At 72.7% G+C, this 23,932-nt stretch carries 21 protein-coding genes; 9 read left to right on the top strand and 12 right to left on the bottom strand.

Going from position 1 to position 23,932, the window contains the following annotated elements; genetic code table 11:
- The first annotated feature begins 48 nt into the window (after positions 1-48).
- Positions 49-1,038 (top strand): ATP-binding cassette domain-containing protein, encoded by a 990-nt coding sequence (locus tag ACFWUY_RS12035; RefSeq protein ID WP_384105919.1) that lies wholly within the window; start codon positions 49-51, stop codon positions 1,036-1,038.
- Entirely contained in the window at positions 1,035-1,886 is an 852-nt protein-coding gene (locus tag ACFWUY_RS12040) for an ABC transporter permease (protein WP_384105922.1), read from the top strand. The genes ACFWUY_RS12035 and ACFWUY_RS12040 overlap by 4 nt, the downstream gene beginning before the upstream one ends.
- A 22-nt stretch (positions 1,887-1,908) precedes the next feature.
- On the opposite strand, the gene ACFWUY_RS12045 is transcribed toward ACFWUY_RS12040, so the two are convergent.
- The 4 genes from ACFWUY_RS12045 to ACFWUY_RS12060 all read right to left on the bottom strand — a co-directional run bounded on the left by ACFWUY_RS12045 (position 1,909) and on the right by ACFWUY_RS12060 (position 7,887).
- Positions 1,909-4,191 carry a protein kinase gene (locus tag ACFWUY_RS12045; RefSeq protein ID WP_384105925.1) on the bottom strand — a complete coding sequence of 761 codons (2,283 nt, stop codon included), beginning with the start codon at positions 4,189-4,191 and terminating at the stop codon, positions 1,909-1,911.
- Positions 4,192-4,257: 66 nt separating this feature from the next.
- Complete coding sequence (locus ACFWUY_RS12050; protein ID WP_384105929.1) at positions 4,258-6,681, bottom strand: PQQ-binding-like beta-propeller repeat protein; 2,424 nt, start codon at positions 6,679-6,681, stop codon at positions 4,258-4,260.
- Positions 6,682-6,799: 118 nt separating this feature from the next.
- Complete coding sequence (greA, locus tag ACFWUY_RS12055) at positions 6,800-7,297, bottom strand: transcription elongation factor GreA (protein ID WP_384105932.1); 498 nt, start codon at positions 7,295-7,297, stop codon at positions 6,800-6,802.
- A gap of 188 nt (positions 7,298-7,485) precedes the next feature.
- A complete protein-coding gene (locus ACFWUY_RS12060) occupies positions 7,486-7,887 on the bottom strand; it encodes a DUF4307 domain-containing protein (RefSeq protein ID WP_384105935.1) in 402 nt (133 codons plus the stop codon).
- A gap of 99 nt (positions 7,888-7,986) precedes the next feature.
- Between ACFWUY_RS12060 and mca the strand changes: the two genes are divergently transcribed.
- The 4 genes from mca to ACFWUY_RS12080 all read left to right on the top strand — a co-directional run bounded on the left by mca (position 7,987) and on the right by ACFWUY_RS12080 (position 12,154).
- Positions 7,987-8,868 (top strand): mycothiol conjugate amidase Mca, encoded by an 882-nt coding sequence (mca, locus tag ACFWUY_RS12065; RefSeq protein ID WP_384105938.1) that lies wholly within the window; start codon positions 7,987-7,989, stop codon positions 8,866-8,868.
- A complete protein-coding gene (locus ACFWUY_RS12070) occupies positions 8,861-9,103 on the top strand; it encodes a hypothetical protein (protein WP_384105943.1) in 243 nt (80 codons plus the stop codon). The genes mca and ACFWUY_RS12070 overlap by 8 nt, the downstream gene beginning before the upstream one ends.
- A gap of 453 nt (positions 9,104-9,556) precedes the next feature.
- Complete coding sequence (locus ACFWUY_RS12075) at positions 9,557-9,943, top strand: rodlin (protein ID WP_384105946.1); 387 nt, start codon at positions 9,557-9,559, stop codon at positions 9,941-9,943.
- 144 nt (positions 9,944-10,087) lie between these two features.
- Positions 10,088-12,154, top strand: a complete 2,067-nt coding sequence (locus ACFWUY_RS12080) for a thioredoxin domain-containing protein (RefSeq protein ID WP_384105949.1) — start codon at positions 10,088-10,090, stop codon at positions 12,152-12,154.
- A 41-nt stretch (positions 12,155-12,195) separates the two neighbouring features.
- Here the strand turns inward: ACFWUY_RS12080 and ACFWUY_RS12085 are convergent, their stop codons facing one another.
- Complete coding sequence (locus tag ACFWUY_RS12085) at positions 12,196-13,242, bottom strand: LCP family protein (protein ID WP_384105952.1); 1,047 nt, start codon at positions 13,240-13,242, stop codon at positions 12,196-12,198.
- A gap of 151 nt (positions 13,243-13,393) precedes the next feature.
- On the opposite strand from ACFWUY_RS12085, the gene ACFWUY_RS12090 reads away from it, so the two are divergent.
- Both ACFWUY_RS12090 and ACFWUY_RS12095 read left to right on the top strand, forming a co-directional pair.
- Complete coding sequence (locus ACFWUY_RS12090) at positions 13,394-13,597, top strand: hypothetical protein (RefSeq protein ID WP_384105955.1); 204 nt, start codon at positions 13,394-13,396, stop codon at positions 13,595-13,597.
- 195 nt (positions 13,598-13,792) lie between these two features.
- Positions 13,793-14,029 carry a chaplin gene (locus tag ACFWUY_RS12095; RefSeq protein WP_384105958.1) on the top strand — a complete coding sequence of 79 codons (237 nt, stop codon included), beginning with the start codon at positions 13,793-13,795 and terminating at the stop codon, positions 14,027-14,029.
- A 134-nt stretch (positions 14,030-14,163) separates the two neighbouring features.
- Here ACFWUY_RS12095 and ACFWUY_RS12100 read toward each other — a convergent pair whose 3' ends face one another.
- Positions 14,164-15,564, bottom strand: coding sequence for an ATP-grasp domain-containing protein (locus ACFWUY_RS12100; RefSeq protein WP_384105961.1), 1,401 nt, complete (start codon positions 15,562-15,564; stop codon positions 14,164-14,166).
- Between the two features lie 156 nt (positions 15,565-15,720).
- Here ACFWUY_RS12100 and ACFWUY_RS12105 point away from each other — a divergent pair, with 156 nt between their 5' ends.
- Positions 15,721-17,040 (top strand): glycoside hydrolase family 26 protein, encoded by a 1,320-nt coding sequence (locus ACFWUY_RS12105; protein ID WP_384105963.1) that lies wholly within the window; start codon positions 15,721-15,723, stop codon positions 17,038-17,040.
- Positions 17,041-17,068: 28 nt separating this feature from the next.
- Here the strand turns inward: ACFWUY_RS12105 and ACFWUY_RS12110 are convergent, their stop codons facing one another.
- The 6 genes from ACFWUY_RS12110 to ACFWUY_RS12135 are packed head-to-tail and all read right to left on the bottom strand — an operon-like array spanning position 17,069 to position 23,931.
- The gene (locus tag ACFWUY_RS12110; protein WP_384105966.1) at positions 17,069-18,214 is read right to left on the bottom strand and encodes a GNAT family N-acetyltransferase; all 1,146 of its coding nucleotides are present in this window, start codon (positions 18,212-18,214) and stop codon (positions 17,069-17,071) included.
- Positions 18,211-18,891 carry a lipopolysaccharide biosynthesis protein gene (locus ACFWUY_RS12115; RefSeq protein WP_384105969.1) on the bottom strand — a complete coding sequence of 227 codons (681 nt, stop codon included), beginning with the start codon at positions 18,889-18,891 and terminating at the stop codon, positions 18,211-18,213. Before ACFWUY_RS12115 ends, ACFWUY_RS12110 begins: the two co-directional genes overlap by 4 nt.
- 50 nt (positions 18,892-18,941) lie before the next feature.
- The gene (locus tag ACFWUY_RS12120) at positions 18,942-20,087 is read right to left on the bottom strand and encodes a glycosyltransferase (RefSeq protein ID WP_384105972.1); all 1,146 of its coding nucleotides are present in this window, start codon (positions 20,085-20,087) and stop codon (positions 18,942-18,944) included.
- On the bottom strand, positions 20,084-20,884 hold the full coding sequence (locus tag ACFWUY_RS12125; protein ID WP_384105975.1) for a polysaccharide deacetylase family protein: 801 nt from the start codon (positions 20,882-20,884) through the stop codon (positions 20,084-20,086). Before ACFWUY_RS12125 ends, ACFWUY_RS12120 begins: the two co-directional genes overlap by 4 nt.
- Entirely contained in the window at positions 20,781-22,604 is a 1,824-nt protein-coding gene (locus ACFWUY_RS12130) for a lipid II flippase MurJ (protein ID WP_384105978.1), read from the bottom strand. Before ACFWUY_RS12130 ends, ACFWUY_RS12125 begins: the two co-directional genes overlap by 104 nt.
- Positions 22,597-23,931: an O-antigen ligase family protein gene (locus tag ACFWUY_RS12135; protein WP_384106100.1), complete on the bottom strand. Its 1,335-nt coding sequence runs from the start codon at positions 23,929-23,931 to the stop codon at positions 22,597-22,599. Before ACFWUY_RS12135 ends, ACFWUY_RS12130 begins: the two co-directional genes overlap by 8 nt.
- Position 23,932: the final 1 nt, after the last annotated feature.

The following is a 23,932-nucleotide window of genomic DNA, read 5'->3' on the forward strand; positions in this document are numbered from 1 at the left end:
GATCCTAGGATCGGTGGGGCAAACGCCTCCTCTCCCAGGAGAACCCACATGCCAGGCGCGATCCATGCCGAGGGTCTGGTGAAGACCTTCGGCGACGTACGAGCTCTGGACGGCGTGGACCTCGACGTGCCGGAGGGCACCGTCCTCGGTCTGCTCGGCCCGAACGGCGCGGGGAAGACGACCACCGTGCGCGTGCTGACCACTCTCCTCCAGCCGGACAGCGGGCGGGCCGTCGTCGCCGGCATCGACGTCCTCAAGCACCCCAACGAGGTGCGCCGCTCGATCGGGCTCTCCGGCCAGTTCGCGGCCGTCGACGAGTACCTCACCGGCCGTGAGAACCTCCAGATGGTCGGGCAGCTCTACCAGATGAAGGCGAAGGCCGCGAAGGCGCGGGCCGGTGAGCTCCTGGAGCGCTTCGGCCTCGCCGACGCCGCCGACCGTACGGCCAAGACGTACTCCGGAGGCATGCGCCGCCGCCTCGACCTCGCGGCGGCCCTGGTCGTCTCCCCGCCGGTGATGTTCATGGACGAGCCGACCACCGGCCTCGACCCCCGCAACCGGCAGGCCCTCTGGGAGGTCATCAAGGAGCTCGTCGCGGGCGGTACGACCCTGCTCCTCACCACCCAGTACCTGGAGGAGGCCGACCGCCTCGCCGACGACATCGCCGTCGTCGACCGGGGCAAGGTCATCGCGCGCGGCACCTCCGACCAGCTGAAGGCGCAGACGGGCGGCGAGCGCGTCGAGGTCGTCGTCCACGAACCGGAGATGATCCCCGGCGCCCGGGACGTCCTCGCCCGCTACGGCGTGGCCGGCGACGGCCGCGGGGAGGTGTCGGTCGAGAACCACACCCGCAAGCTCATCGTCCCCGTCACCGGCGGCGCGAAGCTCCTCGCCGAGGTGATCCGCGACCTGGACGCCATCGGCGTGGAGATCGACGACATCGGACTGCGCCGCCCCACCCTCGACGACGTCTTCATCTCCCTCACCGGCCACGCGGCCGAGCGGGACGAAGGGGACGAGAAGGAGGTCGTCACGTGACCACCACCCTTGAGGGCCCGGGCCGCCTGGCCCCGCGCCCGCGCGGCGGAGTCGTCCAGTCCGCCGGCGACTCGCTCGTCATCGCCCGCCGCAACCTGATCAGGATGTCCCGGATCCCCGAGATGATCATCTTCGGGCTGATCCAGCCGATCATGTTCGTGGTGCTGTTCAGCTACGTCTTCGGCGGCTCCATGCAGATCGGCGGGACGACCTCTCCGGCCGTCTACCGCGAGTTCCTGATGGCCGGCATCTTCGCCCAGACCGTCACGTTCGCCACGGCGGGCGCGGGCGCGGGCATCGCCGACGACATGCACAAGGGCCTCATCGACCGCTTCCGCGCCCTGCCGATGGCCCGCGGCGCGGTCCTCACCGGCCGCACCCTCGCCGACCTGGTGCAGACGACGCTCACCCTGTTCGTGCTCGCGATCGTCGCCCTGCTGGTCGGCTGGCGCATCCACGAGGGCGTCCCGAAGGCGCTCGGCGCCTTCGCCCTCCTGCTCCTCCTCGGCTACGCCTTCTCCTGGATCGGCGCCCTGATCGGCCTCTCGGTCCGCACCCCCGAGGCCGCGACCTCGGGCGGACTGATCTGGCTCTTCCCGGTCACGTTCATCTCGAACGCGTTCGTGGACTCCAGCAAGCTGCCGTCCTGGCTGCAGACCATCGCCGAGTGGAACCCGTTCAGCGCGACGGTCCAGGCCTGCCGGGAACTCTTCGGCAACCCCGGCGTCTCGACGTCCGACGCCTGGCCGATGCAGCACGCGGTGTGGGCGTCGCTCATCTGGTCGGTGCTGATCATCGTGGTCTTCCGGACGCTGTCGGTACGGAAGTACCGCTCGGCGACGGCGTGAGGCCTGCCCTGGCCGGTACGGGTCAGGGCAGGTAGGCGGAGACGACGAAGCCGTCGGGGAAGGTGGCGAACACCGCCCCTCCGGCGGCGATCGCCTCGCCGGGCGTCTGCACCGTGACGCCGTCGGGCAGGTTGGGGTCGTATGTCTCCACGTCGTCCCGGCCGGCGGGTCCGGAGGCCGGATACGACGCCACCCACCTCGTGCCCGTGGTCACGACCCGGTCTCCGGCCAGGTAGACGCGGTTCGCGGAATGGCCGTCCGCCCGCCACCGTTCCCGGCCGCTCTCCAGGTCGTACGTGACGACCGTGTCGCCCGCGCTGACGACGGCGACGAGGCCGTCCGCGCTCACCGCGGGCCCGGCCGTGACGCCGCTGCCCAGGGTGTGCCGCAGCCGGAGCGTCCCCGGGTCGAGCACGCCGACGGTGCCGTCCTGGCGGCCGGAGCAGAGCACGCTCCCGCTCTTCTCGTGCACGGTGAAGTCGGCGCAGTACTCCGTCCCGCGCGCCGCCACCTCCCCCGTACGGGCGTCGAGGGAGACCGGTGTCGTGCCGACCGGGACGAGGACCCGCCCGGCCGCCGCGACCGGCTTCTCCGGGAGGCCGTCGAGCGGTGACCGCCACAGCTTCTCGCCGTCGGCGAGCCGTACGGCGGTGACGAGCCCCGTCCGCTCGTCGCGCCTGTTGACGTACGTGGAGTAGAGGACGCCGTCCAGGAGGTCGGTGCCCTTCACGGCCCAGTCGGCCCCCGGCGCCGGGATCCGGCCGCGCTCCCGGCCGTCGTCGAGCCCGTACGAGACGACCCCGTCGGGTCCCGTCACGTACGCCGTGTCACCGACGACCGCCGGGTACTGCGGACCGCTGCGCAGCCCCTCGCCCCGGCCCGGCACCTTCCACAGCTGCTTGCCGTCCGCCGCGTTCAGACCGGTGACCGCGCCACCGTTGCCCGGGCAGACCAGGACCTTCGGGGAGAGCGCGCACGCCCCGCCGCCCGGCTCCACCTCCGCCGTCCAGGGCGCCCAGCCGGCCGGGCGGGACGCGCGGTCGGTCCCGGCCCCGCCGAAGTCGTTGGTGTGGCCCTTGCCTCCGTACGGCAGCATCACCTGGCTCAGCGTGGCGGGAGTCTGGTTCGCCGGCGCGCCGGCGGAGGTGCTCGCGCTCGGCCCCGCGACCCCACCGGCGTCCGCACCGCCCTGCCCGCCGTTCCGGTCGAGGAGCACCACTCCGGCCGCCGCGACCACCGCCACCGCCACCGCGCCCGCCACGACCGCGCCCCACGGCCGGCGCCGCTCGACGGTGGCGTCCGGGAGCACCGGCCGGTCGCTCATGGCCGTGGGGGAGTACGGCACGACAGGACCGAGCGTCGGCAGATCGGCCACGCCCGCCCCGGAGGCGGCTGCCTCCCCGGCCCGCCTGGCCGCCTCCCCGGACTCGGCGAGCAGCGACAGCACCCCGCCGGGCCAGGGGAAGACCTCGGGCGGCTCTCCGCCGCCGAGCAGCTCTGCCAGCTCGGCCGCCGACGGCCGCTCCGCCGGGTCGCGCCGCAGACAGCGCGCGAGAACGTGCCGCAACTCCTCCGGAACCGGGTCCAGGTCGGCTTCCGCCCGGCTGATCCGGAAGATCACGGCCGCCATCTCGTCGTCGTGGAACGGCCCCCGCCCGCTCGCCGCGAACGCGAGCACCGCGCCCAGACAGAACACGTCCGACGCGGGCACCACCGCCCGACTCCCCACCAGGTGCTCGGGCGACATGAACCCGGGCGAGCCCACGACAAGCCCGGTCGAGGTCAGCGCCGTCGCCTCGAAGGCCTGGGCGATGCCGAAGTCGATCAGCTTGGGCCCGGCCGCGCCGAGCAGCACGTTCGCCGGCTTCAGGTCCCGGTGCAGCACCCGCACCCCGTGCACGGCGTCCAGGGCGCGGGCGAGCTCGGCACCCAGGGCCCGTACGGCCCCGACGGGCAGCGCCCCCGACCGTACGACCGCCTCCGCGAGCGAGGGTCCCGGCACGTACTCGGTCGCCAGCCACGGCGAGGAGGCGTCGGCGTCCGCGTCCACGAGCCGTGCCACCCCGGGCCCGTCCACGGTCCGGGCCGCCGCGATCTCGCGCCGGAACCGGGTCCTGAAGTCCCCGTCGACCTCCAGGTCCTCCCGTACGGTCTTCACCGCGACCATCCGGTGCGGATCGGCCGTCGGCTCGTCGGCCCGGCAGGCGAGATGCACCTCGCCCATGCCGCCCGCGCCGAGGCGGGCGAGCAGCCGGTAGGGGCCGATGAGCCGAGGGGACTGCCCCGCGGGCAGGGATTCCAGCACCGAAAAGGTCCTTTCGGGACGTCACTGGCGGACGGGCGGCACGCGGGTGTGATCACCCGGGTGCGATCACTTGGGGAGCGCGACGGACGCGACGGCGCCCTTGTCGTAGACGACGTACGCGATCCCGCCCACCGGAAGGACCTCGGGCTCCCGGACCCGCTTGCTGATCGTGTAGCCGTACTCGAGGTCGAAGTCCTCCTCGGCGACGCGCGGCCCCGGCGCCCCCGGTACACGGGTGACCTTGAGCCCGTCCGGCGTGCCGTCGGCGCCGAGCCGCACGGTGTAGAGCGAGGAATGGTCGGCGTACACGACCTGGTCGCCCGCCAGCAGGGGCGAGGACCAGCTCTGGGCCAGGCCCGACGGAGCCGCCACGGACGGGAAGGAGGCCCGCTCCTCGCCGGTGCGCGGGTCGAGGATCCGCAGGCCCTTGTCCCAGCTCACGACGGCGCGGGGCCCGACCGCCGTGGGCAGGGCTGTGCCGAGCGCGCCGGGCAGGGACCCCTTCGGGGCGAGGGTACGGGCGTCGAGCAGATGCAGGGCGGCGTCGGCCCCTTCCCCGACACCGGCGCAGTACGCCGACGTGCCGAGCACCTTGAGCTTCTCGCAGGCCTTGGCGTCCGGCTCGACCTGCCCGAGCGGGGTGCCCTTCCTGCCGTCGTACGCCACGAGCCCGCCCTGACCGAGGGCGTAGACGACCCCCTGGGCGTGGGCCACCGGCTCGTACGCCTTGCGCTCGGCGAAGGAGATGACCCCGTTGGTGAGCTCCTTCGACCAGAGCCGCTCCCCGTCGGCCAGGGAGAACGCCGTCAGGGCGCTCCTGACCCAGTCGACGTCCTCCACCACCGCCGTCGCCGCGAAGACGATCCCGTCCGCGACGAGCGGCCGGGTCTCGAAGGAGGCGCCCTGCGGCCCATGGGCCGGCTTCTCCCAGCGCACGGCACCCGTCCGCGCGTCGCGCACCTGGAGGGAGCCCCCGGCGACGAGGGCGACGCTTCCGCCGTGGACGGTGGGACGCGTGGCGGCCCCGGCCGTGAAGGGGAAGCCCCCCTTGGGGCTCAGATAGGTCTCACCGGGCGTGTCCGCCGCCCGCGGAACGTCCCACAGCTTCCTCCCGCTCGCCGGGTCCAGCGCCTCGTACCGCCCGTCCGTCGTCCGGCATACGAGCACCTTCTCGCCGGCCGAGCAGCCGAACGCGGGCGCGGTCAGCTTCGCCCGCCAGGGCTTCCAGCCGGCCGGCCGCTGGGCCGCGTTCTGCGGGACGACGCCCGAGGCGTCGGCGAGGCCCCGGTCGTCGACGCCGGGGACGCGGGGCGCGGCGGCCGGGGCGGCCTTCGCGGGGGCCCGGGGCGGCTTCCCGTCCTCCGGCCACAGCAGGTACGCGCCGAGGCCGCCGGCCACGACCGCGAGGGCCAGCGCGGCGGCGAGAGCGCGTCGCCGCCGCGCGCGCGGGGGAGCGGCGGGCGGTGCGACGGGCCCGAAGGTCGGGACGGAGTGCAGGCCGGGGGCGGCCGGGGTGACGACCGGACCGGCCGCCGGCGCGACCTCCAGGAGCGGTCCGCCCGAGGCCACGAGCCGGGCGAGCTCCGTCCCGTACTCGCCGATGTGGTCCCGTACGCCCTCCGGCCACGGGAAGACCTTCGGAGCCCCGCCCCCGAGCAGCTCGGCGAGCGCCTCGGGGGTGGGCCGGGCCGCCGGGTCCAGGGCCAGGCAGGCGGCGACGGTCCCGCGCAGCTCGTCCGGCACCCGGCTCAGGTCGGCCTCGGCCTGGCTGACGCGGTAGAGGACGGCGGCGAGCGGCCCGTCGCCGAAGGGGTCCTCGCCGGTCGCCGCGTAGCAGAGCAGCGAGCCGAGGCAGAACACGTCGGAGGCGGCGGTCACCCGGCGGGCGCCCGCCACGTGCTCGGGGGACATGAAGGAGGGGGTGCCGACCATCAGGCCGGTGGCGGTCATGGTGGTCGCGGTGTCGCTGCGGGCGATGCCGAAGTCGATGAGCCGGGGTCCGTCGACGGAGAGCATCACGTTGCCGGGCTTGAGGTCCCGGTGCAGGACCCCGGCCCGGTGCAGGTCGGCGAGGGCGCGGGCGACGTCGGCGCCGAGCGCGCGGACGGTGGCGACGGGGAGGGCGCCGCCGCGCCGTACGGCCTGCGAGAGGCTGGGCCCCGGGACGTACGCGGTGGCCAGCCAGGGCACCTCCGCGTCGGCGTCGCCGCCGAGCGGGGCGGCGGCGTACGGGCTGTCGACGAGCGCGGCGACCCTGATCTCACGGCGGAAGCGGTCCCGGAAGGCGGGGGAGCCCGCGACGTCCTGCCGGACGGTCTTCACGGCGACGAAGGTCCCGGCCACGGGCCCGGCGGCGGGGCTGTCCGTGGGGCTGTCCGCGGCACCGTCCCGCCCGAGGAACACCTCCCCCATGCCGCCCGCGCCGAGCCGCGCGAGCACCTCGTACGGTCCGATCCGGCGCGGCGTGTTCCTGCGCAGCGGTCCCAGCACTTCGCCCCTCCCCCTGGTGACGTGACGTCAGGTCCGCATCATGGCATGTCCGCCGCAAAGCGAAGGGCCGGACCCCCGAGGGGTCCGGCCCGGCGCGTGGAACAGTGGATCAGGCGTCTCAGCCGGTGTACGGCTTCGCGCTGAGGATCTTCACCGCGGCCTTCTTGCCGTTCGGCAGCTCGTACTCGGCGTCGTCCCCGGCCTTCTTGCCGTTGACGCCGACGCCGAGCGGCGACTGCGGCGAGTAGGTCTCGATGTCACCGCTCGCGTACTCGCGGGAGGCGAGCAGGAAGGTCATCGTGTCGTTCTCGTCGCCGTCGAAGGCGATCGTCACGACCATGCCCGGCTCGACGACACCGTCGTCCGCGGGGGCCTCGCCGACCTTGGCGTGCTGGAGCAGCTGGGTGAGCTGGCGGACCCGGAGCTCCTGCTTGCCCTGCTCCTCCTTGGCCGCGTGGTACCCGCCGTTCTCGCGCAGATCGCCCTCTTCGCGTGCGGCGGCGATCTTGGCGGCGATCTCGGTACGCGCGGGACCAGACAGGTACTCAAGCTCGTCCTTGAGCTTGGTGTACGCCTCCTGGGTGAGCCAGGTGACGTTGTCGCTGGTCTGGGTCACGGGTGCTCCTCGTAGGTACTGGGGATACAAAGCATCGCCCTACACGGGAAAGCTTGCGTCCCGGGTGGGCGAAACCACGAGCCTAACAATCAGTGGCGAAAAGCGGGAGGACATAACCATCAGGGGTGGCGTCTTCCCAGGTCACCGTGGTGACTCGCCGGGACTCGACACCCCGTCCCTACCCACCGCTACCTGGCCGTACACCCGATGAGCTCGGCACTGGTCGCGTGGGCGGTCGTACGCAGCGAGAAGACGCTGTCGACCCGGGTGGCGGGGTCGTCGATCCGGACGTCCTTGCGGGCCACCTCGGCGCCGTCCTCGGACCGCGAGCGCAGCGTGCAGACGCCCACGACGCCCTCGTCCTTGCGGACCTCCAGGTGCACCTGCACCTCGGTCGCGCTCACCACGTCGAACTTGATCATCTCGGCGCTGATCCTGCTGTCGACGACGTAGTACCAGCCGAACCAGCCCATCAGGCCGAGGAAGAGGACGCCGAGCACCGCGCCCGTGATCTTGAGCCTGCGGTCCGCCGCCTGGTCCGCGGAGCGTCCGTAGCGCCCCTCGGGCAGCTGCTCTCGCGCCGCGCTCATGATCGGTCCTCTCGAAGCCAGGGGGTGGCGGAATTTTCACTCCCCCGATTCCGTCACTATAGAGACCACCCTCCGCGTCGAATCACTGAGGATCGAGTCTTGACTGAGCAGCTGCGACTGATGGCCGTTCACGCCCACCCCGACGACGAGTCGAGCAAGGGTGCGGCCACGATGGCCAAGTACGTGTCCGAGGGGGTGGACGTCCTCGTGGTGACGTGCACGGGCGGCGAGCGGGGCTCGGTCCTGAACCCCCGGCTCCAGGGCGACCCCTACATCGAGGCGAACATCCACGAGGTGCGCCGCAAGGAGATGGACGAGGCCCGCGAGATCCTCGGCGTCTCCCAGGAGTGGCTGGGCTTCGTCGACTCCGGGCTCCCCGAGGGCGACCCGCTGCCCCCGCTGCCCGAGGGCTGTTTCGCCCTGGAGGACGTCGACACCGCGGCCGGGGCGCTCGTCCGCAAGATCCGCTCCTTCCGTCCGCAGGTGATCACGACCTACGACGAGAACGGCGGCTATCCGCACCCCGACCACATCATGACCCACAAGATCTCGATGGTGGCCTTCGACGGCGCGAACGACGCCGTGAAGTACCCGGAGGCCGAGTTCGGCCCGGCCTGGCAGCCCCTGAAGCTCTACTACAACCAGGGCTTCAACCGTCCCCGCACCACCGCCCTGCACGAGGCGCTGCTCGCCCGCGGCCTGGAGTCCCCGTACGGGGAGTGGCTGGAGCGCTGGAGCGAGTTCGAGCGCAAGGAGCGGACGCTGACCACCTTCGTGCCGTGCGCCGACTTCTTCGAGACCCGTGACAAGGCCCTGATCGCCCACCGCACCCAGATCGACCCCGACGGCGGCTGGTTCCGGGTCCCGATGGAGATCCAGAAGGAGGTCTGGCCGACGGAGGAGTACGAGCTCAGCAAGGCGCTGGTGCCCACCTCCCTCCCCGAGGAAGATCTCTTCGCGGGCATCCGCGACAATGCCTGACATGAGCGCACACCTGGCACTGACCCAGCTTGTCCCCTTCGCCGCCGAAGAGCTGGACAAGAACAAGGTGACCCCCGGCGTCCTCGGCTTCGTCGTCTTCGCGGTCCTGGCCCTCGCGGTCTGGCAGCTGATGAAGTCGATGAACCGCCACATGGGCAAGGTCTCCTTCGAGGAGGCCCCGGACCCGTCGGCTCCCGCGGCCGCGGAGCCCGGCAAGGCGGCGCCAGGGAAGTAGCGGTAAGCCGCCGGCTCAGGGCCCCGGGACCTCCCGGGGCCCTGAGCCGTACCCGCCCGTAGAACGGCCGCGGCGCTTCGTCCCCGCCTCCCGCGCCGCACTCCTCGTCCACACGGCCGCGTACCCACAGCCCCTCGGCTCCGGCCCGGGGGCTGTCCCGTGTGCGGGTTCCTCTCCCAGAGCTTCCGCTTTCGCGAACAAGCGCCCCGAACAAGTGTCCCGCGCGATGTGCGTCGCGCGAGGGCGCGGAGCGGTCGACCGGTGTCCCGCCCGGCCTCCGCGGGGGCTCGCGCCCTACCGAACGTGTGCCCTTCGAGATCACGTCCGATGGCGTTCATCTGTCGAATAGCGCATCAGGGTGATCAGCCGGAACCAATCCATTTTCCGGTAGTTGATCAGCGTGCTTCGGTAACGGAGCATTCCAGGGCCCTCCAGCTCAAGAAGGAAAATCTCGTGATCAAGAAGGTTCTCGCCACCGCGGCAGTTGCGGCCTCCGTCGTCGGCATGTCCGCTGCCACGGCGACTGCGGCGGCTGATGACGGCAACAGCACCAACGTCATCGGCAACACGTCGAAGCAGGCCATCGGCAGCAACTCCACCGGTGGCTACATGAGCCCGAACTTCGGCCTCATCAACGGTGGCGTCCTGCACTGCTTCGACGTCCAGGACGTCACGGCTCAGGTGCCGGTCATCAACCTCGTCTCCGTCCCGATCGACGACGTTCTGAGCCCGAAGCAGAACATGACGTGCACCCAGAACTCGGTCGAGCAGCAGCAGAACAACCCGCTGTCGGACCTCGTCGACCTCCTGGCCGACAACGGCAACACCGACGTCAGCTGACGTCAGCTTCGTCGCTGAGCGGCCCCGCCCCTTTCGCAGTTCCCCTGCGAAGGGCGGGGCCGCTCCGCCGTAACGGCGCCCCGACCGTTTGACGCCCCCGTGGCGCACGGACGGGGCGCAGCCGTGTGCGCGAGGATGGGGAGCATGCCGAACAAACTGGCCCATGAGACGTCCCCGTACCTCCTCCAGCACGCCGACAACCCGGTCGACTGGTGGCCGTGGTCGCCCGAGGCGTTCGCCGAGGCGCGCCGTCGCGACGTTCCCGTGCTGCTCAGCGTCGGTTACAGCAGCTGCCACTGGTGCCATGTGATGGCCCACGAGTCCTTCGAGGACGACACCACCGCCGCCTACGTCAACGAGCACTTCGTCGCCGTCAAGGTCGACCGCGAGGAGCGCCCCGACGTCGACGCCGTCTACATGGAGGCCGTTCAGGCGGCCACCGGCCAGGGCGGCTGGCCGATGACGGTCTTCCTCACCCCGGACGCCGCACCCTTCTACTTCGGCACCTACTTCCCGCCCGAGCCCCGGCACGGCATGCCCTCCTTCCGTGACGTCCTCGACGGCGTCTCCCGCGCCTGGACCGAGCGCCGCGACGAGGTCGGCGAGGTCGCCGGCAACATCGTCAAGGACCTCTCGTCCCGCTCCCTGGCCTACGGCGGCGACGGCGTCCCCGGGGAGGAGGAGCTGGCCCAGGCGCTCCTCGGACTGACCAGGGAGTACGACGCGACCCGCGGCGGCTTCGGCGGCGCGCCCAAGTTCCCGCCGTCGATGGCGCTGGAGTTCCTGCTGCGCCACCACGCTCGCACGGGGGCCGAGGGCGCGCTTCAGATGGCCGCCGACACCTGCGCGGCGATGGCCCGCGGCGGCATCTACGACCAGCTCGGCGGCGGCTTCGCCCGCTACTCCGTGGACCGCGACTGGGTCGTGCCCCACTTCGAGAAGATGCTCTACGACAACGCCCTGCTCTGCCGGGTGTACGCGCACCTGTGGCGGGCCACCGGCGACGACCTGGCCCGGCGGGTCGCGCTGGAGACCGCCGACTTCATGGTCCGCGAGCTGCGCACCGCGGAGGGCGGGTTCGCCTCGGCGCTGGACGCCGACAGCCCCGTCGAAGACGGAGGGGAGCCCTCCCGGGACGAAGGCTCCGGCGGGGACGAGCGGCACGCCGAGGGCGCGTACTACGTCTGGACACCGGAGCAGCTGACCGAGGTGCTGGGCGAGGAGGACGCCCGTGACGCGGCCCGGTACTTCGGAGTGACCGAGGAGGGGACCTTCGAGGAGGGCGCCTCGGTCCTCCAGCTCCCGCGGGACGCGGACCCGGTCGACGCCGACCGGATCGCCTCGATCAAGGAGCGGCTCCTCGCCGCCCGCGCGCGGCGGCCCCGCCCCGGTCGCGACGACAAGGTGGTCGCCGCCTGGAACGGCCTCGCGATCGCCGCCCTCGCCGAGACCGGCGCCCTCCTCGATCGGCCTGACCTGGTCGAACGCGCCACTGAGGCCGCCGACCTGCTCGTTCGCGTACACATGGGAGAGGGCGCGCGGCTCTCCCGGACCTCCAAGGACGGCCGGGTCGGGACCAACGCCGGAGTGCTCGAGGACTACGCGGACGTCGCCGAGGGCTTCCTCGCCCTCGCCGGTGTCACCGGCGAGGGCGTGTGGCTGGAGTTCGCCGGCTTCCTTCTGGACATCGTGCTCGACCAGTTCGTCGCCGAGGGCGGGGCGCTGTACGACACGGCCCACGACGCGGAGACCCTGATCCGCCGACCGCAGGACCCCACCGACAACGCGACCCCGTCCGGCTGGACGGCCGCCGCCGGAGCGCTCCTCTCGTACGCCGCACACACCGGCTCGGAGGCCCACCGGGCGGCCGCCGAGGGCGCACTGGGCGTGGTCAAGGCCTTGGGGCCGCGTGCTCCCCGCTTCATCGGCTGGGGCCTGGCCACGGCGGAGGCCCTGCTCGACGGGCCGCGCGAGATCGCGGTGGTCGGCCCCGCCGGGGACGACCCGGCCCGCGCCCTGCACCGCACCGCCCTGCTGGCGCCCGCGCCCGGCGCGGTCGTCGCCTTCGGCACCCCTGACAGCGACGAGTTCCCGTTGCTCAGGGACCGCCCGCTGGTGAACGGGGGAGCGGCCGCCTACGTCTGCCGGCACTTCACCTGCGACGCGCCGACGACGGACCCGGCCGAGCTGGCACGCAAGCTCGGCCGCTGACGGCGCCCCGCGCCGGCCCGGACCGGCACCGGCCCGGAGGGTTACGCGCAGACGAGCGAAGCGCCGCCGGCCGGCCGGTACTCGGCCTGGGGGATCTCACTGGACGGGGTGGGACGGGCCGGCGGCAGCGGCTCGTCCGCGCGCAGCCGCGCGAACACCTCCTCGGCGTGCGCCACGTTCCAGGCGACCGAGGACCCGGCGCCCTGGACGTTTTCGAAGCGGAGCACGGGCACGGTCGCGAACTCCATACGGTCCGGGGTGAGGTTCCGCAGGCGCATGGCGAGGAACATCAGGTCCAGGGTGGAGAGACCGCGCCGCTCCGCCGCCGTCGTCCCGCTCAGCACCGAGGCGAACGTCATCAGCTTCACCGGGTTCCCCAGCAGGTCCGAACGCACCTTCCGCAGGGCGTTGACGACGAACTGCTGCTGCTTGCGGATCCGCCCGAAGTCCATCTGCCCGTCGGCGCGCCGCGAGCGCACGTACTGGAGGGCCTCTCCGCCGCCGACGTTCCTGGTGCCCGGCGCGAGGTCGATGCCGGTGACCGTGTCCTTCAGCGGCTCCTTGGCGCAGATCGGCACGCCGCCGTCCAACTGGTCCACGGCGTCCATGAACCGGCGGAAGTCGATCTCCAGATAGCGGTGCACGGGGAGCCGCGTCGCCCTTTCGACGATCTCCATCGCGTACGACGGCCCGCCCTCGGCCCAGGCGCTGTTGAGCTTCGCCGCATGCGCGTCGTGCGCCGCGCCCGACCGCCGGTCCCGGTGGCCCGCGGGGAACTCGGTGAGCGAGTCGCGCGGCAGCCCCAGCACGCTGACCCGACTGTTGTCGGCGGAGACGTGCACCAGCATCATCACGTCGGTGCAGCCGCACTCCTTGCCACCGAGCAGGTACGCCTCCTTCTCCCGCGCGGTCACGCCCTTCCTGGTGTCGAGACCGACCACCAGGATGTTGAGCCCCTGGCCCGGGGACGGCAGGGTGGGGGACGGCAGGGCGGCGGGGCCGGCGGCGAGCGCCCCGGAAGCGAGGGCGACGAGCGCGGCGACGGCAGGCACGAGTCGCCGCGGGCGCGTGAATTTCCTGACGGACACGGGCGTACACCACCGGAGCTCGGGAATGTGGACCCGCACTGTAAATCGATTTCCGTCGCACACAGGTTCGCGACGCGGCATCGGCCGGTCGAATCACTCTCGTGCGGGGTCTGTGGAATGATGTGGGAACCACACCGGATGGGAGGGAAAGATGGCGCCCGATCCCGGCAAATGGGAGCGGATGGCCTTCATTCCGAAGAGCCGTAATGTGGTGGAACCGCCACCCGCCGACCGAGATCCGTTCCCCCTGTACTCCTCGCTGGTACAGCGATGGGCCCTGGAGGGCCGCACGGTGCCGGGAGTCCCGGATCGCGAGTGGGAGCGGCTGATCAGGGCGCCGATCTGGCCGCGCTGAGCCGAAATGTGCGGCGTCCGGCGTAATTCGGTGAATGCGATGGAGTGAATACCGTCGGTCCCGAGATGCGCCCGGCCCGCTTCCAGGGAATGGTGCTCGGTGATGTGCGCAGCGGAAGCCGGGGGCATGAAAATGCGCCCCGCGTGATCACGAAATCCGTGGATAGTCTTCCGCCGCAGAAAGGACGCAGACGAAATGAAGTGCAAGAAGGCCGCGGCCGTCGTCGCCGGAATCATCATGGCCATGGGTGCGGCGTCGCCCGCCTTCGCGGACGCGGAGGCGGAGGGTTGGGCCGTCGGTTCGCCGGGCCTCCTTTCCGGGAACGTCGTCCAGGTTCCGATCCACGCGCCGATCAACGTCTGCGGCAACTCCGTCAACATCATCGGTCTGCTGAACCCGACCGCCGGCAACGTCTGCGTCAACGCCGACTGACGCCTGCGCGCCCTCACCGGGGCGCGACCTGAGGGGCCGGACCCGGAAGGCGTTCATCACGCCGGCCGGGCCCGGCCTTTCGTCATGTCTCCGCACGAGGCAGGACGTCCGGACACGGCCCTCGCGGCCCTCGATCAGCGCGGCGTCGGCTTCGTCGCGCGGCACGCCTCCTGGGAGGGAGTACGGGCCGCCGGCGGGGACAGGAGCGCGGTCGCCGGGCCGGTCGCGGGCCGAAAGCCTTCGGGCCGACCGGCCCGGCGGAGTGCCGGAAGTCCCTTGCGCAGGGCGTGGCGTACCCAGGCCCAGGTCATGGCGAGGCCGGGCGCGGGGTCGTCGGCGGCGAACCAGGCCGTCTCCACGCGCCGCGTGGGGTCGGCGGACTCCGTGGCCGGTATCGCGTCCGTCTCCGTACCGCCTTCGACGCCGTACCGCGCACCGCCCTCGATGTCACGTTCCGCGTCCGGGCGGTGGCGCGGGGAGGTGAGCACGGCCAGCGCCGCGTAGTTCTCCACCACGAACCGGCGGCCGTACGCGGGGGAGCGCGGTGGAACCCGGCGCCCGGTCAGGTCCAGATGCATGGCGCGGACGACGTCGAGACCGTCACGGTCCGCGAAGAGCCGGAACTGGGCACCGGGGCGCGGGTTGAAGTCGATCAGGTGGTACGTGTCCGTCGACCGGTCGAGCCGGAAGTCGAGATCGACCACGCCCCGGTGGTCCAGCGCGGCGAGCAGTTCGCGGGCGATGCGCTCGACGGCGGGATTCGGCGTCCATCGGCCGACCGCGGTGAGCCCGGCCCCGTGCGGCCACGAGCGCTCCTTGCACCCGGTGGCGGCGGCGGAGCAGCGGCCGGTGGAGTCCGCGTACCCGTGGAAGAACCAGTCCAGGTTCCGCCCCGCCGGCAGCAGCCGCTGGAGCAGCAGCCGGCTGCCGGCCTGCGGGGTACGGGCGTACAGCGCGCGCACCTCGGCGAGTGAATGCACGATCGACGTACTGCGCAACCCGCTTCCGGCCGGAAGCAGCCAGGGGCGGCTCCACTTGGCGACGACCGGCAGCCCGAGCGACCACGCCATGGCGGCCGCCTCGTCGGCGCCGGTGGGGACCTCGGTACGGGGGTGGGGGAGGTTCAGGGCCCGGCAGGTCTCGGCGAGGGCCACCTTGTCAGCCACCCGTAGAAGCCGCTCGGGCGTCTGGTCGGGCAGCAGGTACCGGCCCGTGAGCTCGGTGCGGTGCTCGGCCAGCGCGAGGGCGGTGACGTCGTCCATGGGGACGAGGAGCGCGGGCCCGGAACCGGGGAGCCCGTCGGACAGCGTCAGCAGGAGACGGGCGAGCTCGGCGGGGGAGGGGGCGTCGGGGCTCAGGTGGACCTCTCGGACGTAGCGCGAGCGGGCGACGGGGCTGGTGAGCGATTCGATCACCGCGTGGACCGGAACGCCGGCCCGCCCGAGGGACCGGGCGGCACCGAGCGTGCCGTGATGAAAGGGATTCCGGTCGAGACGTACAAGGAGCGCGGGGACGCCGGTGTCAAAACCCGGCACGGCATGTCCTCCTCTCGAGTGCCCCAAGTGGGGGATGAAATCCACCAATGGACTACGGATCAGATCGCCACCGCGTTCACGGTTGGCTTATTAGGAATACTTTCTGAACATCGGATTGATGGCTCATCAAGTGGTGCGGGACGAGAAGGAGTGGCCATGGCCAGTGGAAGACGGAAAGTATCGAGAACCTGGTGGGGGGTGTTCACCGCGGGGCTCCTCGCCTCGGGTTCGGTCGTGTTGTCCTCTCCGGCGCACGCCGCCGAATCCCTAACGACCGAGGCCCCCGAACCGACTCTGTCCAGCGCGATGGGCGCGTTCCTGGAATCCGGCCCCGTCGGTGTCAGCCGCATCGGCCAGCTGGAGCGGTGGCTCGGCGGCAGGGAACTGCGGGTCGGGCACACGTACCTCCCCGGCGACCTCTGGTCGAACATCGAGGGCCCCCCGGGGTTCCTGGACGCCTGGGCGGACTGGCGCAACGAGCGGGAGGACCGGCTGTTCGTCCTGAACGTGCCGATGCTGGAGCGCAACGAGGCCAGGGTCTCCGACCAGGAGGTCCGCAGGCAGCTCCGGCTCGGCGCCTCGGGGCACTACGACCATCACTTCAGGGCGCTGGCCGAACGCCTGGTCGGCCTGGAGGCGAAGGACACCGTCATCGTCCTCGGGTGGGAGATGAACGGCACCACGTACACCCATCGGTGCGCACCGGACCCGGCGGCGTGGAAGGAGTACTGGAACCGGATCGTCACCGCGATGCGTTCCGTCCCCGGCCAGGAGTTCCGCTTCGACTTCAACCCGAGCCGGGGCAGGGACGCCGTTCCGTGGACGGAATGCTATCCGGGTGACGGCGTGGTCGACGTCATCGGAATGGACTCGTACGACCAGCCGTCGGGGTCCAGTTTCGATGACCACGTCAACGAGCCGTACGGGCTGCGCAAGCAGGTGGAATTCGCGGCCGAACACGGAAAGCAGATCTCGTACCCGGAGTGGGGGCTCTTCCGGAACGGGGACAATGCCGAGTACATGCGGCGCATGATCGAGTGGATGCAGCAGCACAAACCGCTGTACCACACGATCACCGACTACTGCCCGCACGGCGTCTGGCAGTGCGACGACAATCCGAAGTCGTCACAGGTGTTCCGGCAGATGCTGTACGGCGCAGAACCCGAGGTGCCCGAGGTGCCGGAGGTGCCGCCGAAGCCGGAGCCGAAGCCGGAGGTGCCGCCGAAGCCGGAGCCGAAGCCGGAGGTGCCGCCGAAGCCGGAGCCGAAGCCGGAGGTGCCGCCGAAGCCCGAGACCGACTGCTGGAGCGTCAACCTCGGTCCCTGGATCGAGAGCTGGCTCGGCGGGCCCCTCTGCATCGACAAGGGCGGCTCGAAGGACGCGATCGACGACGTCGTCGATGCCGTCGACATCAACGACATCGACGACACCGAGCCCTGGGAGGAGATCATGGACAGCGAGACCTGGCCCTTCTGATCACCCGGGGTCACCGCGGCGGCGGAGTTCATCCTCCGCCGCTCGGCCGCCCGCGCAGACGTCCGACCGCCCGCCCCACCCACGCCCGCTCGCGCGCCTGCCGCGCCAGCAGGCGCCGCCCGTCCGCCGCGCCCGCCCGCAGCCACAGCAACGGAGCCGCGACCCGCCCGGACAGCATCAGCCGCTGGTTCGACACGGTCTCCGGCCGCCAGTGCCGCTTGTACGGTTCCGTGCCCCGCAGCATGCTCAGCGTCGCGCGCCCGCTCGCGCTGGTCTCGCGCGCCCCGTGCCGCAGCAGCATCGTCGCCACATCGACCTTCCGAGCCCGCAGCACCGGATCCGCGCCGTACAGGTAACCGCCCGCGAGCCGCGGCGACATCAGGGTGAGGTCGGCCGCGACCACGTCCCCGGCGAGCCGGAACTCCGTCACCCGCGCGTCCCCGCGCTCGACCATCGGCCGGACCGCCCGCGCGAGATGCTGCGCGAACCGGTCACTGGTGTGCTCGGCGGTCACCCCCCGGCCCTCCCACTGGAGCTGGTGGAGCCGCAGCAGCCGTTCCAGCGCCGCAGGCACCTCCTCCTCGGTCACGACCCGCTCGTCGATGCCGAGCGCGTCGAGCTTGCGCAGCTTGGCACGCACCCGCTGGGCCTTGGCCGACGGGATCCGCTGGAGCAGGTCGTCCATCGGCACCGCCGGCAGCTCCAGGCAGAGGGAGTCGGCGAGCCGTCTGCGCGGACCGCGCCAGCGGCCGAAGACCTGTTCGGCCGCCGCCCCCGGCCGCACCTCGCGCAGGTCGATCACCGCGCCGCGCGCCGCCCGGGCCAGCGCCCCGGCAAGGACGGGGACCGCGTCCGGGCAGGAGTCGTCGAGGAGGACGTCGGTGAAGTCGGTGATCGCGCCGCCGAGCTGGGTGAGGACCGGGAGCGGGCCGGGGGCGCGCATCAGGGGCGCCGCCGCGACCAGTCCGCCGTCCTCCCGCCGTACGAGCACCACGCGCAGCGCGCCGGGTCTGCCGTACGACACCCACCACGAGTGAAGCCACGCATGGGACTGGAACGGGGTCGCCGTCGAGCAGCGCGCGTACAGCGATCCCCACCGGTCCGCGAGTTCGCCGAACTCCGCGTCGTCCCGGCAGATCTCGGCCCGCAGACCGCCCGCGCCCGCCGTGCTCACACCGTCTCCGGTTCCGGCCGGTGCTGCGCGCCCGCAGGACCGGGGACGGCGGCGGGCTGCCGCGAGTGCCGCGCCTCGGCGCGCGCGGTGCGCCCGGGGCGCACCAGGAGGGCCAGACCGGCGAGCAGACCGCCCGCGCAGCCGCCGACGAGCGCCGAGAGCGGCGCGGACGGCGAGACCGGCGCGGAGGGCTTGGTCGCCCGCGAGAACTGCACCACCTTCACTCCCGTGCTCCCCGAGACGTGCGAGCTGTTGAGGACCAGGGCGCGGGCCACCCCGTCGGCCATGGCCACCGCCCGGGTCGGCTTGGCCGCCCGCGCCGTGATGGAGATCATCGGCGCGTCCGGGCTGGTGGCCGCCTGCACGTCGGAGCGCAGCGTCTGCGCGGAGACCCCGGCCCACACCTGGGCGTCGCCGGTCACCGCGATGTCGGTGGCGACCCGCCCGTACGCCTGGGCGAAGCCGAGGGCCGCGGCCGGGTCCGACTTCCCGGCCGGCACCACGATGACGTAGCTCGTCGCCGCGTACTCCGGAGCCTTCAGCGCTCCGTAACCGCCGCCGAGGGCGACGCCCGCAAGGACGGAGGCGGGCAGTGCCCACCAGCGGCGCGGGGTCCGCAGAGCCTTCGGGAGGGGGGAACGGCGTGACGGCGGCGGGCCGGGGTTCGCGGAGCTCACCGAGCTCGCGGAGCCGGGAGAGCTCGCCGAGCGTGAGGAGCGTGAAGGGGTCATCGGGTGTCTCGCTTCGCGGGGAGAGGGGCGCCGTGAACGGCCTGTTCGTAGAGCGACAGCAACTGCCGTGCACTGTGGGCGATGTCGTAGCGGGATGCCGCGGCGGGCGCCGGGAGCCGGGTGAGCCGGGCGTCCCGGATGCCGTGCAGTGCCGAGGCGATCTCGATGACCGACCCGCCGATCCGGCGGGCGCCCGGGGCCGCGTCGGGCGGCAGGTCGTCGATCGCCGGACACGCCACGTACAGCACCGGCAGTCCGGCGGCCAGCGCCTCGACGACCGCCAGGCCGAACGATTCGTCGGGGGAGGTGGAGACGAAGACGTCCATCGCGGCGAGCAGCGACGGCAGGCCGGGACCCCCGGCTCCCTCAGGTGCCGGGTCCTCGCAGGCCCCTGTGAACAGCACCCGGTCGGCGGCCCCGCACTCACGGGCCAGCGCCGTCAGCCGCTCGTGCTCCTCGCCCTCGCCGACGAGGAGCAGCCGCGCCTCCGGCACCGACGCCACCGCCCGTACGAGACGGTCGAATCGCTTCGCGGGCGCGAGCCGCCCCACCCCGCCGACGACGAACGCGTCCCCGGGCAGACCGAGCAGCTTCCTGGCGAGCCGTCGGCGGTCCTCGGTGTAGCCGAATCGGGCCGTCTCGATGCCGTTGGGCACGACGCGGATACGGGACGGGGCCACCCCCCACCCCTCCAGCCGGCGCGCGACACTGGGGGAGACGGCGACGGTGGTGGTGCCCAGGCGTTCGCCGACCAGATAGAGGGCGCGGGTACCGGCGGACAGCGGGCGGCCCTCGATCTGCGTGTCGCCGAGGGAGTGCTCGGTGGCCAGGACCGTACGGACCCCGGCGAGGCGGGCGGCGATCCTGCCGTACAGGTTCGCCCGGTAGAGATGTGTGTGGACGAGGTCGTACCGGCCCCGGCGGATCAGTCCGGTGAGGCGGGGCAGTGCGCCGAGGTCGCGGTTGCCGGCCATACCGAGGTGGGTGACGGGGGTGCCGTCGGCCTCGATGCCGCGGGCGACCGCGCCCGGGTTGGTGAGCGTCACGACCTCGGCGCCGACCGGCAGGTGGCGCAGCAGCAGCCTCAGCTGCTGTTCCGCGCCGCCGATGCCGAGGCCGGTGATGACGTGCAGGACCTTCATGAGGCGTCCGCTCCGACCAGCCGCTGCGGGGCGGGCACCAGATCGGCGGGACGACGGCGGCGCAGCGGGTGCAGGACACGCTTGGCGGTGAGGCGCCAGGCGGCGTCCCGCTCGTCGATGTGGATGCGCGGCAACGCGTGCGCGCTGGTCAGCGGGCCGGGATCGATGGCGCAGGCGTGGCGGTAGCCGGCGGCCCGTACGGCGCGGATCGTGCGGGCGTCGACATGGCCGTACGGGTAGCAGAATCCGTCCACGGTCGTCCCGGTGAGGTCCTCCAGGAGGGCGCGACTGCGGCGGGTCTCGTCGGCGAGGGCCGCGTCGTCGGCGGCGGGCAGCGAGACGTGCCGCAGGCCGTGGGAGCCGATCTCCATGCCGGCCTCGGCGGCGCGCAGGATGCCGTCCTCCGTCAGCAGCGGCTTGCGCGGACCGTCCCCGTCCCAGGTGTTCGCGCCGCCGAAGCGGCCCGGCAGGACGTAGACGGTGGCCGTGAACCGGTGGCGGCGCAGCAGCGGCACCGCCGATTCCAGGAAGTCCGCGTATCCGTCGTCGAAGGTGAGTCCGACCAGCCCCTTCGCGCGGCCCGCGACCGTGGCGGCGAGCAGTTCCCGTACCGAGACACCGCGCAGCCCCCGGTCGCTCAGCCAGTGCAGCTGCCTGGCGAAACGCACGGGGGAGACGGTCACCCGGTACGGATCAATCGGTGTGTCCGCGATCGAGTGGTACATCACCACCCAGGGAGGCGGCTTCGGCAGCAGACGACGAATCGCGGGAGTGCGGGGCGCCAAGGCAACGGGCATGGGCGAGCCTTCGTGATGCGATGGGGGTGAGGGGCGGGATGTCGGGCGCGCGAGGCGCCAAGGCGGTGAAGAGCAGGAAGACGGACGCGGTGACCACGCTCGCGACGGCGAGCGAGAGGAGTGTCGGGCTCACGAAGGAGGCGCAGAACCAGCCGGCGCCGGTGGCCCAGGCGGCGGCCGTGGCCAGCCGCAGGAGCCCTTCGCCGAGGTAGCGGACGCGGACCGGGATGGACTGGCGGCGGGCGCCGAGCAGCAGCATCACGGCGGTGAGCGTGATGCCCAGCGCGTTGGCGGCGGCGATGCCGACCGCACCCCAGAGGCGGGCGCCGGGGATTCCGGCGAGGGCGGTCACGGCGAGCCCCGTGGCCATGGCGGCGGCCGGGTACCAGAGCGGTCGCGCGGCGGAGAAATAGCAGCGGACGAGGGTGCCGACCAGCGTCTGACCGAGCAGCCCGAGGGCGTAGACGCGCATGACGGCGGCGGTGGAGTCGGTGTCGGCTCGGTCGAACGCCCCCCGCTGGAAGAGGACTTCGACGATCTGGGGAGCGGCGGCGATCACGATCGAGGCGCCGACGAGTACGACGACGGCGGCCAGCAGCAGGTCGCGCTCGACCCGGTGGCGGGCGCCCTCGGTGTCGCCCGCGGCCATGGCGCGGGCGACGACGGGGAAGCTGACCGTGCACAGCATCAGTGAAAGGATCATCGGCATCTGCGCGATCTTCTGCGCGTAGTTCAGATGCGAGATGGCGCCCGCCGGAAGGGGGGAGGCGAGGAAGCGCTCGACGAGGATCTGGGACTGACGGGAGAGCGCGAAGGCGATGACGGGCGCGATGAGCCCGAGGACGAGCAGCCGCCCGTCGCCGGGGAGCGCCGTCGTCGCCGCCGGTTCCGATTCCGGTGGGCGACGCAACTCCTTCACCAGGTAAGGGGCTTGCACCAGGACCATCAGCAGACCGCCGACGGCGACCCCGGCGGCCGCCGACCGGACGCCGAAGGGCTCGCGGAGCACCACGACCGTGCCGATGATGCCGATGTTGTACGCCACGTAGATGGCGGCCGGTGGCAGGAAGCTGCCGTGGGCGCGCAGAGCGGCGGAGCAGTAGCCGGCGAGCGCGAAGGTCAGTACACAGGTCGCGGTCAGCCGGGTGCAGTCGACGGCCAGCCGGGGGTCGGCGAGACCGGGCGCGAGGGCGGCGACCAGGAGCGGTGCGGTGAGGACGAGGAGTCCCGCGACGGCGCTCACGGCGAGTGCGAGCCGGGGCAGGGTGGAGCGTACGAGGGAGAGGACCGGGTCACCGGAGAGGACGCCGCTCCGCCGTGCGAGGGCCCGGCTGAACGCGGGCACCAGGATCAGCGCCATCGCGTCCTCGATGAGCAGCGTCGAGGCGAACTCGGGCACGGTCCAGGCCACCAGGAAGGCGTCCGTCTCGGCGCCCGCCCCGAAGAAGTGCGCCAGGATCTGGTCCCGTACGAGTCCGAGCGCCGCACCGGCAGCGGTGAGTCCCGCGGTCACGGCGGCGGCCCGCGCGAGGAACCGGCCGGAGGACGGCTGTGGGCGGAGCCGGTGGCGGCCCCGGCCACCGGTCCCCGCCGTCCCGGCCCCGGGCGGTCCCGGAGCCGGAGAAGGCGCGGGAACCGGGGCCGGAGAAGGCGCCGGGACCGGAGCCGGAACCGTCACCGCGTCCGTGGATTCCGGCTCCCCGCCCCGGGGGTCACGCACGCTTCACCTCCGTCAGCGACCACCAGGCCGCCAGACCGAGGACCACCGACATCAGGACTGTGGAGGGGCCGCCGATGTCCGCGTAGAAGAAGTCGATGAGCTGCCAGGACAGCAGGCCGACCGCCACCAGCGCGCAGTCCGCGCTCCGGGAGCGCCGCCACAGCGCTCCCGCAAGGAGCGCCACCCAGCTGCCTGCCAGGGCGAGCAGCCCCACCAGGCCCTGCTCGCTCAGTACCAGCAGGTACATGTTGTGCGGGGAGAGCAGTGGCTGACGCCGGAAGTCGGCGCCGGCACCCGCCGTGTCACTGCCCGAGGACAGCGCCAGCGAGGCGTGGGAGTCACGGTACTGAGGGAAGCCCTTCAGCCCGACCCCCGTCACCGGCTCCGAACGCCACATCCGGCCCGCCGCCGCCCACATCGTGTAACGGTCCGTCACCGACTGGTCCGGCGCGGCCGTCACCTGCGTGATGCTGGAGACCCGCTCCTTCACCATCGACGAGCCGACGCCGAGACCGCCGACGAGGACCACGGCCAGCGCGCCCACCACCAGTGCCACCCGGCCGGCCCGCCGGAGCCCTGACAGCACCAGCTGGAGCGCACACGCCAGCACCGTCGCGATCCACGCGCCCCGGCTGAACGACACCACCAGCGGCACGCACAGCAGTCCCGCGCAGACGACCGCCGCCGTCCGCGTCCTTCCGCCGCCGCCCAGCGCGATCCCGGTGACGACGACGAGTCCGTACGACACGATCGTCGCCATGCCCATCACATCGGTCGGTCCGAACGTCCCGACCGCCCGGATGTCCTCCCCCATGTACGAGGCGCCCGTGCCGGTCAGGTACTGCACCACGCCGATCCCGCCCTGGAACAGAGCCAGAGCGACCAGCGCCCACGCGACGAGCGCGAAGTCCCGCCGGTCACGGATCGTCAGCAGCACGGCCGCCGGGACGAGCACGAAGACCTGTACGTAACGGGCGACGCCCGGCAGGCTCGCGGCCGGGTCGCTCGACGTGATCGCCGACAGGCAGATCCCGAGGACCGGCAGCCCGAGCACGACGGCCGCGCCCCGGGTCAGCGGGCGTGCCCCGCCGCGCAGGACCCGTACGAGGCAGACCAGCACGAGCAGCCCCGAGGCCGCGTCGGCGAGCGTGCCCGAACCGCCCGTGCCGCCCTCCGCACCGCCGGCGGACGGGACGAGCAGCAGGGCGATCACCGCGAGGACCGGGGACAGCGCCCCCGCCCGGCGGAGCGGGCCGCGTGTCCGCCGACGCGCCGCCACCGGCGAGAGCGCGGGTCCCGGCACGCGTACCGGTACGGCCGTCGCCATC

This window comes from Streptomyces sp. NPDC058664 (genome assembly GCF_042716635.1).
Classification (GTDB): Bacteria; Actinomycetota; Actinomycetes; order Streptomycetales; family Streptomycetaceae; genus Streptomyces.

Excerpts from the sequence above, each read along its gene's own strand:
- ACFWUY_RS12035 (WP_384105919.1), top strand. The coding sequence starts at position 49 with ATGCCAGGCGCGATCCATGCCGAGGGTCTGGTGAAGACCTTCGGCGAC.
- ACFWUY_RS12070 (WP_384105943.1), top strand. The coding sequence starts at position 8,861 with ATGCCTGACATGAGCGCACACCTGGCACTGACCCAGCTTGTCCCCTTC.
- ACFWUY_RS12090 (WP_384105955.1), top strand. The coding sequence starts at position 13,394 with ATGGCGCCCGATCCCGGCAAATGGGAGCGGATGGCCTTCATTCCGAAG.
- ACFWUY_RS12060 (WP_384105935.1), bottom strand. The coding sequence starts at position 7,887 with ATGAGCGCGGCGCGAGAGCAGCTGCCCGAGGGGCGCTACGGACGCTCC.
- ACFWUY_RS12135 (WP_384106100.1), bottom strand. The coding sequence starts at position 23,931 with ATGGCGACGGCCGTACCGGTACGCGTGCCGGGACCCGCGCTCTCGCCG.
- ACFWUY_RS12095 (WP_384105958.1), top strand. The coding sequence starts at position 13,793 with ATGAAGTGCAAGAAGGCCGCGGCCGTCGTCGCCGGAATCATCATGGCC.
- ACFWUY_RS12105 (WP_384105963.1), top strand. The coding sequence starts at position 15,721 with ATGGCCAGTGGAAGACGGAAAGTATCGAGAACCTGGTGGGGGGTGTTC.
- ACFWUY_RS12080 (WP_384105949.1), top strand. The coding sequence starts at position 10,088 with ATGCCGAACAAACTGGCCCATGAGACGTCCCCGTACCTCCTCCAGCAC.
- ACFWUY_RS12125 (WP_384105975.1), bottom strand. The coding sequence starts at position 20,884 with ATGCCCGTTGCCTTGGCGCCCCGCACTCCCGCGATTCGTCGTCTGCTG.
- ACFWUY_RS12120 (WP_384105972.1), bottom strand. The coding sequence starts at position 20,087 with ATGAAGGTCCTGCACGTCATCACCGGCCTCGGCATCGGCGGCGCGGAA.